Here is a 13,457-nt window from a genome sequence, read left to right on the forward strand (position 1 = left end):
GAAATAAACTGACTAAGCAATAATTAGGTGCGTTATCTGTAAGAAGTTGCGATAAATAAGGTTTAAAGTGTGTAAAAACAGAAAATTAATAATATATTGACCTCTTGATAGAAAGTCTATAAAATGAAAGCGATAACAAACGATTGCTTTAAAATGATTTCCCTGACCTTTTAGCATTTACAAATATATGAGGGCATACACAAATCTATTTTTTTAAGCATTAATGCAAACGCTTTCGTATTAAAAGGTCATTGAAATACATACGTGAAAATAGCCAATATGGAGGTGAATTAAAAGAGATTTCTAGATTAATTTAAGCAGTGTTATTCAGTGTAAGCATAATAAATCGCTAGTAATATTTGAAGAAAGGGTGTATGTGGTGCAAATTACAAAAAGATTAATTAATAAAACAGTTTTATTACTTACTTTAATCATTATGTTATCATCTGTTTTCTCTTTTCAGAGTGTGAAGGCAGTTTCAAATTCGAAAACAACTGAAATTATCATTCATTACAAAGAAAAGCTTGGAAATACAAAAGACTGGAATCTTTGGTTATGGGGAGAAAATGCAAATGGTACATCTTATGAATTTACTGGTGAAGATGAATTTGGAAAATACGCTAAGATAAAAATAGACGGTGACTATAATCGTGTAGGATTTATAGTTCGAACAAATGAATGGGAAAAAGATGGTGGGGATCGTTGGATTGAAAATATAAAGGACGGTCGTGCTGAAGTATGGATTCTTTCGGGTGATGAAAAAGTATATAACTCTAAGCCTTCATCGGATCTCTCAATTCAAAAAGCAACTATTGATAGTTTCAATGAAATTACTGTAACGACTAATGTCCCGTTTCATATTAAGGAAAAGAAAATTGAAATTGAAGGCATTAAAATTAAAAATATTACTCCTTATGATACAAACAGTGGAGATATTACTAATAAGGTTAAAATAATTACGGAACAGAAAATTGATTTAAAACAAACATACAAAGTTAAAATTGAAAACTTAGCTGATACGAATACTGAAATTGGTAAAGTCATTCGTAGCGAAGAATTTGATAATTTATTTTATTATGGTGGCAACGATTTAGGAAATACATATACTCCGCAACATACAAAGTTCCGTTTATGGGCTCCTACTGCAAGCGAAGCGAAGTTAGTTACATATAAAAACTGGAACGATAAAATAGGTGCTGAAATAAACATGCAACAAGGTGAAAAGGGAACTTGGACAGCAGAACTAAAGGGGAACCAAAAAGGGCTCTTTTATACGTATAAGGTCAAAATTGGTGATAAGTGGACTGAAGCGGTTGATCCATATGTGCGTGCTGCTTCTGTAAATGGGGATAAAGGTGCAGTCGTTAATTTAGAAGAAACAAATCCGAAAAAATGGAAAGCAAACAAAAAGCCAAAATTTAAAAATCCGGAAGATGCTATTATTTATGAGTTACATGTACGCGATCTTTCCATTCAACCTGAAAGTGGTATTAAACAGAAAGGGAAGTATTTAGGTGTAACAGAAAAAGGAACAAAAGGGCCAGGAGGTGTAAAAACAGGACTTGATCATATAAAGGACCTTGGTGTTACTCACGTTCAGTTTTTACCGATATTTGATTATGCTTCAGTAAATGAAGAGACTTTAAATGAACCGCAATATAACTGGGGATATGATCCTAAAAATTTCAACGTTCCAGAAGGCTCCTATTCTACAAATCCTTATGAGCCAACTGTTCGAATAACTGAATTGAAGCAAATGGTTCAAACACTACATGATAATAATCTTCGAGTAGTGATGGATGTAGTATATAACCATATGTATAACGCTGCTGAATCTAATTTCCATAAGTTAGTTCCAGGTTATTATTATCGTTACAATGAAGATGGAACATTTGCAAATGGAACTGGAGTAGGAAATGATACTGCTTCAGAAAGAAAAATGATGAGGAAATTTATGATAGATTCCGTCACATATTGGGCAAAAGAATACAATTTAGATGGATTCCGTTTTGATTTAATGGGTATTCATGATTATGAAACGATGAATGAAATACGTAAAGCTGTTAATCAAATTGACCCTTCTATTATACTACACGGAGAAGGATGGGATTTAAATACACCTCTTGCAGCTGAGCTGAAAGCAAATCAAAAAAATGCAGAGAAAATGAAAGGGATTGCTCATTTTAACGATAATATACGTGATGGGTTGAAAGGTAGTGTATTTGAGGAAAAGGAAAATGGTTTTATAAATGGAAAGGAAAACATGGAAGATCGTATTAAAAAAGGTATTACGGCAGGTATTGACTACGATACAAATTCGTCTACCTATCAAGATCCGGAACAGGTATTAACTTATGTGGAAGCACATGACAATCATACATTATGGGATAAACTTGAGTTAACTAATCCAGGTGACAGTGAAGAAATGCGAAAACAAATGCACAAATTGTCTTCTTCAATTTTATTAACATCACAAGGGATTCCATTTTTACATGCAGGGCAAGAGTTTATGCGGACGAAATACGGTGATCATAATAGTTACAAATCTCCAGATTCAATTAACCAGATGGATTGGCTGCGCCGTGCAACGTTTAATAATGAAGTAAATTATATGAAGGGTTTAATAGAATTACGCAAAAAGTACTCAGCTTTTCGAATGACATCTGCAGAGCAAATAAAAACACACGTATCATTTATTGATGCTCCGAAAAATACTGTAGCTTATACAATAGAGGGGAATAAAAATGAATACTTTACAGTGGCTCACAATGCAAATAGAGAAGCTGTTGAAATAACACTTCCATCGAAAGGGCCTTGGAAAGTACTAGTAGACAGCAAGCAGGCGGGAAGTAAACCACTTTATGTTGTCCATGACAATAAAATTAAAGTTCCTGCATTAAGTTCATTTGTCTTAAAAACAGAGAAACCGATTAAATAAAAGCGAAGAATGTGGAAATAAATACTGCATTGAGCAAATTTAACAAGGATTGCAAATAAAAAAAGCGAAGTGAAGATTATTCTCACTTCGTTTTTAAAGTTAATGTAATATAATTTCACATACTGTAATTATATTACAATTTAATAAAAGAAATAAGCAATAGCTTATTTCTTTTGTGACAGTAGGAGGAGAAGATATCTTTGAGTTTATTTATAAAATTACCTGAAATACATTCGTAATTCATATAATGTTTATTGTATATTCGAACATATAACGAACTAGATGTTCAAGTTGTATTAATTCCTACAAATCGTTTAAAAATAACAAAGGCGTAAAAAGTATATGGAATTAAAATAGAGAAAAGACACCATTCAAGGTGTCTTTTCTCTATTTTGAATATGAAATGTAAGTAACTCGATTGTATGTAATAGTATGTGATATTTTCACACTAACTGATTAAGAAAAATTTAAAACTCTTTTCTTAATCTATTTGTAATAAATTACATCATAAAATTTTATCAATATAATAAATAAAACTTTCTCAACATTATTTGATTTAATAACTATATTCAACCGCTCTCCAATCCATTACAATAATTTCACATTGGAAATACATGAATATTCTCAATGTTATAAATGGTTTATACCTTATAGGATTACTATGGGAAAGGATGTGAAATATCCAAAAAGAAATCATTTTTTATGATGAAATAAAAAATTTTAATGAAGAAAAAGTTATTTCATTATTTTCAAGTTTCGTTAAAGTGCATGTATTTATAATCAATATGAGACAAGGAGCAGAATCCGAAAAAATTTTTGTAAATTAGAAAATTGCATTTCAAAAATAAGTTAAACGTTTATGGAGGGTTATATGAGCGAGAAAATTTATTACTGGTCTCCGATTAAGCATTGGGAGAAGTTGCATAATGAAGTTTTGATAGGGGAAATGAGATTTACAGGTATTCTGTCTGAGTGGTTTCCAGATTTTTATTTTATGGCTCAAAAAGGTGTGAAAATTAGTGAACTAGTAGAGCGCTTTTCGTTAGGAAATGTAGAAGAGACACAAAAAAACATAGAGCTCATGATAAAAAATCGTGTGTTAGTAAGTAACATATTACACCCAAGAGAAGTATTTTCTTCACAAGAAAAGATTTTTTCAAATCCATATAGCAACCAGATTCGCTTTTCTAAAGAAAAGTTAGATAAATATATGAGTGAACAATTAAATCGCACGCACGTTGCTGCACGGTCGACCGAAATTCAACTTGAAACAACAAATGAGCTACCTACTATAATCAAGGAACGTAGATCTTGTCGTCAATTTGATATGGAAAAACATATTAATTTTTCGGAATTTTCCCGATTCTTATCAACTCTAAAACAGGTTAGGGAAGAAAAAATATACTATCATTACGCAAGTGCAGGCGGGCTCTATCCCATTGATATCTTTGTTTATGTAAAACCAAAACGTATAGAGGGTATGAAAGCTGGATTTTATTATTATAACCCATCAAAAAATAGTCTTGTGATTGTAAACAACATTGATCAAGTAATCAAAAGTGATCATGAGTTAATTAATCAGGATTTATTTACTCAATCTGCCTTCTCAGTTTATTTGGTTTATAATGCGAACGCTTCCATCCCGAAATACGGTTCAGATGGATATTTATTTGCTTGTATTGAGTCAGGCATTATCACTGCTACCTTAAATATGGTTGCTGAGACATTAAATTTAGGGGTTTGTTCAGTTGGTCATATGAAATTTGAAGATATTCAGCAATTTTTATGTTTGGATAATCATCAAGTGTTTCTCCATGGGCTTGAAGTTGGCTTAAAAATTAACGAGTAGAAGAAATGAATATTAGGGGGATAAAGATAAAAATGCACATTAAAGATCGAAGTTCGATTCATGAAAATAAAGAAGTAGAAGCGTTTTGGAAGGAGCAATTATCTTCCGAGATTCTCGATTTTTCTGTATTTAAATTTAATAGCGATTACCAACTAAATAAAGAAACACCTTGTGAGTACGTTCAAGTCATAGTGAATGTAGAATTTAGTAAAAGTATACAAAAAATAAGTAAGTCTCAAGATTTATTATTATTTAGCTGGTTTCAAGCCGCTTTAAGGGTTTGTTTGGCACATTATACAGATCAAGAAAGAATTACTATTGGTATTCCTATAATTGAAAAGAATCTTGAACAAAGTGAGAATCTTAATAAGTTGATTCCTTTAGGAAGTGAAATCCAGCCGCATCACACCTTTAAACAATTAGTAAATGAGATTGAACAAACGACTTTATTCGGGTATGAAAATCAGGAGTATCCGCTCTCTGAATTATTAGTTAAACACAATTTAACTCCTTTTCAAATTGTAATCGGGATGGAAGGATTACATAATGAAAATTCGCTAGAAGAATACGCAGAGAATAATTTAGCCCTATGGATACGAAGAAAATGGAATGAAATACATAATGAATTTGAATTTCAAATTTCTTGCAAGTCCCGTTCATTCTCTTCTTTGCAACAGTTTGCCAATTCGTATTGTTATGTTTTAAAGCAAGTTTCACAAAATCCGAATTTGGCATTGAAAGATATTTGTATTATTGCAGAAGAAGAAAAAGAGTTGTTAGAAGGATTGAATACTTTTCAAACGGGTATAGACTTGTTTCAATCATTTCAAGATTTGTTTGAAGCGCAAGTATTAAAAACTCCAGATCAAATTGCTGTTGTTTGTAATGAACAATCTTTGACATATAGAGAATTGAATAAGAAAGCGAATCAATTGGCTTCTATTCTTCAAAGTAAAGGTGTTTCAAAAGAAAGTATTATTGGCGTTATGGTAGATCGGTCATTAGAAATGATTATTGGTATGATGGGGATTTTAAAAGCAGGAGCAGCGTATTTACCAATCGACCCTAACTACCCAACTGAACGAATTGAATATATGTTACAAGATAGTCAAGCAAAATATTTACTTAGTAAGCGAACAGAGGAAGTATTGCCGCAATTTGCGGGTGAAGTACTGTATCTTGATAAAGAATATCTTTTCCAAGGTGAAGAAAGTAATTTAGTACGAGAACATAATCCTAATGATTTGGCTTATGTTATTTACACATCAGGATCGACAGGAAATCCAAAAGGGGTAATGATCGAACAAAAATCGCTAGTTCATTTTTTAAATGTAATGAGAGAAAAAGTAAAGGCTAATCAATCATTCTTGTTTCTTGCTAGTGTATCTTTTGATATTTCCTTGTTAGAAATATGTCTTCCTTTAACGCAAGGTTCAAAAGTAGTAATTGCTACAGAGGACCAGTTTGCAACAAAAGAATTGGCTCATTTGGTCAAAAAACATAAGGTGGATTTATGGGAATCAACGCCATCGCGAATGGAAGTGATTTTGAGTGATCCAGAAGGGGCGATTTTTCTAAAAGATTTAAAATCTATTTTATTAGCAGGAGAATCATTTTCCATTGATTTGGTTGAAAAAATTCGTTGTATCAGTGAAGCAACAATTTTAAATATTTATGGTCCCACAGAAACAACCATTTGCGCAACAGTAAAAGACTTGAGCACTTCCAAAGAAGTTACGATTGGCAAACCTAACCCGAATTATCATTCCTATATATTGAATAAGTATGGCCAATTAAAACCATTTGGAATTCCCGGTGAACTCTGCATTGCTGGCGTAGCGGTAGCACGAGGGTATCTTGGTAAAAATAAACTGACAGATGAAAAGTTTGTACAGAGTCCTTTTGCGGCAGGGGAAATGATGTATCATACAGGTGATCTCGTTCGTTGGTTGCCTAATGGAGAACTTGAGTATTTAGGTCGAATGGATCATCAAGTGAAAATTCGGGGGTATCGGATTGAATTAAGAGAAATCGAAACTCAATTAAGGGAATATCCAGAAATAAACCAGGCTATCGTTGTTGATCAAGTGTATGGAAATAGGAAATTATTAGCTTCCTACTATGTATCGGATAACAAGGTGTCTTTTGGTGAAATCAGAAAATATTTAAGTGATAAATTACCTGAGTTTATGATTCCTGAAAAAATGATTCAGGTAGAAGAGATTCCATTGAATCCAAATGGAAAAGTGGATAGAAAAAGATTGTTGGATATAACACAAACGGATTATGTATCAATTCCATACGTTGCTCCGCGCAATGAAATTGAACAAAAATTAGTGCGTGCATGGGAAAAAGTTATGGAGATCGAGGGAATCGGTATTCATGATAATTTTTTTGCATTAAAAGGAGAATCTATTAAAGCACTTCAGGTAATTAATTTATTAAGAAAAGACGGCTTAAAAATAAGTACAACAGATTTTTTTAAGCACCCCACAATTGCTCAACTGAGTTCTTGTGTAAAGCTAGAGCGTAAAGAGAAAAACCTTGAAAGTAGACCAACTCATGTTAAAGATTTGTATAAGCCATTTTCCTTAACAGAAGTTCAGACAGCGTATATGATAGGACGGAATTCACAGTTTGAATTAAGTGGTATTTCCCCTCAAACATATTTTGAATATGAAACAGCATTGGATATCAATCGTCTTTCAAAAAGTTTTCAAAAGGTAATTCATCGTCATCCAATGTTGCGAGCTGTAATTTTACCAGAGGGAAAACAGCAAATATTACAAAGCGTTCCTGATTACGAGATTGAAATAGTGAGTCTCATAGATTTAGATGATAGGAATCAACATGCTCGCTTACAAGAAGAGCGTTCTCGAATGACTAACCATGTATTCCCTTTGGGGCAATGGCCTTTGTTTGAATTGAAAGCTTTTCTTTTAAAAGAAGACACGTATTTATTATGTTTTCGATACGATGCTTTATTAATGGACGGAGCAAGCATGAACATTGTTGGACAGGATTTGTTGCATTATTATTATAAACCAAATCAAAAATTAGAATCTTTATCTTTTGATTTTCAAGATTATATGTTTATCTATGATGAAATGGAACAAAGCGAAGAATATAAAACAGCAAAAGATTATTGGACAAGTAAGCTTCCTGACTTTCCTTTTGCACCTTCTTTGCTGTTAAAAAAGGATCCAGCAGAGATTGCTACTCCTAACTTCCAATCACTTACAAAAATCCTGGATAATAAAAAATGGACAAAGCTACGAAAGTTAGCACAAGAGAAAGAGGTAACGCCTTCCGCTCTACTTTGTACAATATATGGTGATGTGTTGGCATATTGGAGTAATCAACGTCGATTAGCAATTAACTTGACTGTATTTAACCGTTATCCTGTTCATGATGAAGTAGAACAGATTGTTGGAGATTTCACATCACTTATTTTATTGGATGTTGATGTAAAACCAGAGCAAACTTTCTTTACTAGAGTAAAAGAAACGCAAGCTACTTTATTAGATGGCCTTGAACATCGTCATTACGATGGAGTTAACTTTATTCGAGATTTTACTCGATATCATCAAATGACGCCAAAAGCAGTTATGCCAATCGTTTTCACCTCGATGTTAGCAGGTGCAGGTGCTTTTTCTTGGGAACAACTTGGTTCTCTTCGCTATATTCATGCTCGGACTCCACAAGTGTATTTGGATAATGTAGTAATTGAAAAAAATGGAGAGTTATTAATTAGCTGGAACTATGTTGAAGAGTTGTTTGATGTTGATGTAATAGAAGCAATGTTTTCCCAATTTGTTGACTTATTGGAACAATTGGTGAAACAAAGCGATATAACATCTTTGCAGATGAAAGAATCGGATCAAACTTTAATTAAGCAATACAATGAAACAACAGAAAAAATACCTTCAACTACTCTGTATCAATTATTTACAGACCAAGTAAAACGTACACCCGATGAAGTAGCAGTGGTATTTGAACAAGAATGGTTAACATACTCAGAACTTCATAAACGTTCTAATCAAATTGCCCACTTCTTAAAAGAGCAAGGTATTGGTCTAGGTGACAAAGTGGGTCTTTTAGCAAAAAGGCGAGTTGACACAATTGTTAATATGTTAGGTATTTTAAAATCAGGTGCCGCTTATGTTCCGATTGATCCCGATCATCCTTTAGATCGCCAAACATATATTTTAAAAAATAGCTCATGCAAGCTTTTATTAGAACCTAGTCTTTATGAAGAAAATCATTTGTCATTTTATACAACAGAAGATATGCCCGCTATTGCTGGTCCAGAAGATATTGCCTATATTATATACACTTCAGGAAGTACAGGAAAACCAAAAGGAGTAATTATTACTCACCAAGCGGTTACAAATACTATTCAAGACATAAATCAAAAATATGAGGTGAATGAAAATGATCGTATTATTGGTATCTCTTCCATGTGTTTTGACCTATCTGTATACGATATTTTCGGAGCTTTAAGCACAGGTGCAATGTTAATAATGATTCGTGATCCAAGAGACATGCAAGAATTAATCCGCACTGTCGAACGTAGAGGGATTACAATTTGGAATACAGTGCCTGCAATCATGGATTTGGCATTGGATCAAGTAGGTTCTCATTTTGAATATCCTTCTTTACGTTTAGTTTTACATAGTGGAGATTGGATTCCGCTTTCTTTACCAGAAAAAATAAAAAGACATTTTCCAATTGCAGAAGTAGTTTCACTAGGAGGGGCAACAGAAGCATCGATTTGGTCAATTTATTATCCGGTCAAACAGGTGGAATCACATTGGAATAGTATTCCATACGGGATGCCCTTGGCAAACCAAACGTATTATGTGTTGAACTATGAAAAGAAAATGTGCCCTGTTGGTGTAATTGGAGATTTATATATCGGGGGAGTGGGCCTTGCTAAAGGATATTTAAATGATGAAAAGAAAACAAATGAAGCGTTTGTGTCACATCCTGATTTTGGTCTTATATATAAAACAGGAGATTGTGGAAAAATGCATTCTGAGGGATATATTGAATTTTTAGGCCGCCAAGATTACCAAGTGAAAATTCAGGGATATCGAGTAGAGTTAGAAGAAATCTCTCATTGTCTTCTAACTTATAAACAAGTCGAACATGCTGTCGTAATTGATCAAACAGATGAGAACGGAATAAAATTTTTAGTTGCATATGTGGTAACTGAGCAAAATATTAGTACAACAGAACTACGAAAGCATTTGCGAGATCACTTGCCAGATTATATGATTCCTTCTTATTTTGTTTATTTAGACCAATTACCCCTGACTCCAAACGGGAAATTAGATAGAAAAGCGCTTCCTACTCCGGAGAAACAAAAAAATGAAGTATTTATTGCCCCAAAAACTGAAATGGAAAAAATATTAACTAGTATTTGGCAAGAAGTACTCAAAATAGATCAAGTTGGAGTAAATGATCATTTCTTCGCCTTAGGTGGAGATTCGATAAAAGCGATTCAAGTGTCCGTTAGACTGTATCGACAAGGATTCGAGCTTGAACCAAAAAATCTATTTTCATTTCCTATATTAAGGGACATGGTTCAATTTGTTAAAAAGCTAGACCAGTTTTCAAGTTCACAAACAAATGATGTAAATATAATGAACGATAATAAAGCTATATTACTAAATGTTAAAGATAAACAACTTAATCAACATACACTTACCAAAATACAAGAAAAAATGCCGGATATAAAAATAGAACGTATTTATCCGTTAGCACCTTTCCAGGAAGTTATTTATGAGTACGCTACGAATGAACCTGATACAAATGCATATTTTGAACAAACAATTTGGGCACTTGAGGGGGAGCTGGATATTAAACTCTTTATTCAGTGTTTCCAACAATTAGTTGATCGTCATGATTCTTTAAGAACAATAATTGTGCAAGATGAACAAGCAAAACCTTGGCAAGCTGTTCTATATGATGTTCAAATAAATTCAGAAATAAAAAACTTAATTGTGATGACGAAACAAGAACAGCAAGAATTCCTAGATCAGTGGATGAATGAAAATTTAAGTCAAGGATTTAAAAATGGTGAACTTATGACCCGTCTCTGTATATTCCAACTAGGTAATAACGAGCATAAGGTAATTTGGAGTTCCCATCATCTATTATGTGATGGTTGGAGCGTCAGCATTTTGATAGACGAATTATTCCAGCTCTACGAAACTACAAATGCGGGAACTACGGCGGAGTTACCTATGGTAAAACCTTTTGAAACATTCATAGACTGGACTTTGGCACAAGATCATGAGAAAGCACGTCATTTTTGGCAGGATTATTTATCAGGATACAATCAGAAAATTAGTATTCCTAAAAAGAAAGTTCCATCTAAAAGTGAAGGGTTAAACTTCACTTTTATGGATTTAACATTAGAAAAGGATTTGACTAATCAGTTACAGACATTTGTAACTAAAAACAATATAACTATGAATACAGCACTACTAGCTGTATGGGGAATATTACTTGGCAAATTTAACGGAACGAGAGAAGTAGTATTGCCTAATCTAGTATCAGTCAGACCTCCCGAAGTAGAAGGAATTGAAAATATGTTCGGTCTGTTCACAAATGTTTTGCCTATCCGATTAGCATGGACAGAAACGCAATCTTTTGTGGACTTCCTGCAAAAGGTACAACTAGAGACATTGAAATGTAATGAGTATGCATACTATTCATTTGTTGATATACAAAAGCAAAGTGAATTAAAAACTGAGTTGACTGACCATCTTTGGGTTTTTGAAAACTATCCAACTAATCCAGCAATCTTTTCTTCAAATGAAAACAGACATTTTGCTATCACGGATTACGAAGTTGTTGATGAGCCACATGTAAAGTATGGAATTATGTGCTTCCCTGAAGAAAGACTTACAATAAAGTTTGGATATGATCAAACGGTATATGAAGCAGAGAAAATACAGGAAATATTAAATCACATCCATGGGTTAATCAACACGATTCTTCAAAATCCAATACAAACAATTTGTGATTACAAATTATAAAAAATGAAAAGGCGAGCAAGAACTCGCCTTTTTAAATAGAATAGGAGTAAATCAAATGACAAAAAAATTAGAGTTATCAGCCGAAGAAATGCGTCAGTTAGGATATCAAGCGGTTGACTTGATTGTTGATCATATGAATCATTTAAAAAGTAAACCAGTTTCAGAAACGATTGATAGTAATATTTTTAGAGACAAGCTAATTGAAACGATTCCGGAAAACGGATCTAATCCAAAAGAATTACTTCATTTTCTTAATAACAATGTGTTTAATCAAATTACTCATGTGGATCATCCTCATTTTATGGCTTTTGTGCCAGGTCCTAATAATTATGTTGGTGTATTAGCAGATTTTTTAGCAAGTGGGTTTAATGTATTTCCTACAGCTTGGATAGTAGGTGCAGGTGCCGAACAAATTGAATTAACGACAATTAACTGGTTAAAATCAATGCTAGGATTCCCTGATTCAGCTGAAGGACTATTTGTCAGTGGTGGTTCCATGGCTAATTTGACTGCACTTACTGTAGCGAGACAGGTCAAGCTGAATAATGACATAGAAAATGCGATTGTTTATTTTTCTAACCAAACTCATTTTTCTGTAGATCGAGCACTTAAAGTATTAGGTTTTAAACAGCATCAAATTTGCCGAATTGAGACAGATGAAGACTTAAAAATTTTAGTTAGTACTTTAAGAAAACAAATAAAAGAAGATCGATTAAAAGGGAAAAAACCATTCTGTGTTATTGCTAATGCAGGGACAACGAATTGCGGAGCGGTGGACTCCCTCGATGAATTGGCTGATGTATGTGGTGATGAAGATATATGGCTACACGTGGATGGGGCTTATGGGGCTGCAGCAATTCTCAGTGAAAAAGGAAGGGAGTTATTAAGTGGAATTCATCGTGCCGATTCTTTAACGTTAGACCCGCATAAATGGCTTTTTCAGCCTTATGATGTTGGTTGTGTACTTATTCGAAATAGCCAATATTTAAGTGAAACATTCCGTATGATCCCAGAGTATATTAAGGATACAGAAACTAATATAGAAGAAAAAGTGAATTTTGGGGAGCGTGGAATTGAACTTTCTCGTAGATTTAGAGCATTAAAGGTATGGCTTTCTTTTAAAGCATTCGGAGTTACAGCTTTTCGTGAGGCAATTGATCATGGCATTATGCTAGCTGAACAAGTTGAAGAGTTTTTAAGGAAAGAAAAAGATTGGGAAGTAGTAACACCTGCCCAATTAGGAATTGTTACTTTTCGTTATATTCCATGTGAGCTAACATCTACAGATACAATTCATGAAATAAACAAAAAATTGGTGGAAGAAATTAATCAAAGAGGATTTGCTATGCTAAGTACGACTAAATTAAAAGAAAAAGTAGTAATTCGACTTTGCTCTATTAACCCAAGAACAACAAAAGAAGAAATACTTCAAATCATGATGAACATAAAAGCATTAGCAGAGGAAATAAACACATCGCCTAAACATCTTATATCTGTTTCTCAACCTTGATATATTAGGCGGATTTTACATATTAATAGCCGATTCTTATTTAGAATCGGCTATTATATTTAAATGATAAATACATATATACTATTTATAAGTGTTTCTCTTGTAATGGGA

General features: G+C 33.2%; 4 protein-coding genes. All 4 read left to right on the top strand.

Going from position 1 to position 13,457, the window contains the following annotated elements:
* Nucleotides 1-379 precede the first annotated feature (379 nt).
* The 4 genes from pulA to ACTFR8_RS01130 all read left to right on the top strand — a co-directional run bounded on the left by pulA (nt 380) and on the right by ACTFR8_RS01130 (nt 13,346).
* On the top strand, nt 380-2,938 hold the full coding sequence (gene pulA / locus ACTFR8_RS01115; protein ID WP_098378653.1) for a type I pullulanase: 2,559 nt from the start codon (nt 380-382) through the stop codon (nt 2,936-2,938).
* Nucleotides 2,939-3,809: 871 nt separating this feature from the next.
* Nucleotides 3,810-4,787, top strand: a complete 978-nt coding sequence (locus ACTFR8_RS01120) for a SagB/ThcOx family dehydrogenase (protein ID WP_030025811.1) — start codon at nt 3,810-3,812, stop codon at nt 4,785-4,787.
* Between the two features lie 32 nt (nt 4,788-4,819).
* A complete protein-coding gene (locus ACTFR8_RS01125) occupies nt 4,820-11,836 on the top strand; it encodes a non-ribosomal peptide synthetase (protein ID WP_252210016.1) in 7,017 nt (2,338 codons plus the stop codon).
* A 55-nt stretch (nt 11,837-11,891) separates the two neighbouring features.
* Entirely contained in the window at nt 11,892-13,346 is a 1,455-nt protein-coding gene (locus tag ACTFR8_RS01130; protein WP_100618885.1) for a pyridoxal phosphate-dependent decarboxylase family protein, read from the top strand.
* The last annotated feature ends 111 nt before the right edge of the window (nt 13,347-13,457 follow it).

It is taken from the genome of Bacillus cereus group sp. MYBK15-3, assembly GCF_051916765.1.
Taxonomy (GTDB): domain Bacteria; phylum Bacillota; class Bacilli; order Bacillales; family Bacillaceae_G; genus Bacillus_A; species Bacillus_A cereus.

Excerpts from the sequence above, each read along its gene's own strand:
- ACTFR8_RS01130 (WP_100618885.1), top strand. The coding sequence starts at position 11,892 with ATGACAAAAAAATTAGAGTTATCAGCCGAAGAAATGCGTCAGTTAGGA.
- ACTFR8_RS01120 (WP_030025811.1), top strand. The coding sequence starts at position 3,810 with ATGAGCGAGAAAATTTATTACTGGTCTCCGATTAAGCATTGGGAGAAG.
- ACTFR8_RS01125 (WP_252210016.1), top strand. The coding sequence starts at position 4,820 with ATGCACATTAAAGATCGAAGTTCGATTCATGAAAATAAAGAAGTAGAA.